Below are 728 nucleotides of genomic sequence, written 5' to 3'. Positions count from 1 at the left end.
CGCAGGTTAAAGATGTATTCTGATGCCGTTATTGGTGCAAGAATCACAACCATCTTCGATGATGAGCACGGGCTTTATGGTGCTAAACGCATCGCCGCAAGCCTCAAGGAGGACACGACGTATACCCCGATCAATCACAAGAAAGTTGCACGCATCATGAAATCCATGGGGTTAAAAGGCTTTAGCAAACGGCGTCGATGCATTACTACCAGGCGTAAGCCTGGTCACCGTGTCATGCCAGATCTAGTAGGCCGCAAGTTCACAGCTGGCGAGCCAAATCGTGTGTATGTCGGTGACATTACTTACCTGCCGTGTAGGGGAGGCAAAAACATGTACCTTGCCACAGTCATTGACACGTATTCACGTAAACTTGCAGGTTATGCACTCGCAGACCACATGCGGGTCTCACTAGTTATCGATGCTCTAGCCCACGCACACGGCGTGCGCGGCAGTCTTGACGGGACTATTTTCCATTCCGATCACGGCAGCGTGTACACCTCACAAGCCTTTAGGAACTACTGCTCGTCGTTAGGTGTGCGCCAGTCCATGGGCGCGGTTGGAACGAGTGCCGATAATGCCCTGGCAGAATCCTTTAACGCCACCTTAAAGCGGGAAGTGCTGCGTGATCGGAAAGTCTTTGACAACCCAATTAGCTGTCGTCAAGAGGTCTTCCGGTGGTGCATGCGCTACAACACGCGCAGGCGGCACTCCTGGTGCAATCTCGTAGC

General features: G+C 52.6%; 1 protein-coding gene. It reads left to right on the top strand.

The window, feature by feature from the left end:
* Window positions 1-728: IS3 family transposase (locus tag ABRP64_RS11655; protein ID WP_349866540.1), on the top strand; the 728-nt coding region annotated here is incomplete at both ends.

This window comes from Corynebacterium sp. KPL4015 (assembly GCF_040225725.1).
Classification (GTDB): Bacteria; Actinomycetota; Actinomycetes; order Mycobacteriales; family Mycobacteriaceae; genus Corynebacterium; species Corynebacterium rhinophilum.
This window is presented reverse-complemented; position numbering and strand designations above follow the sequence as displayed.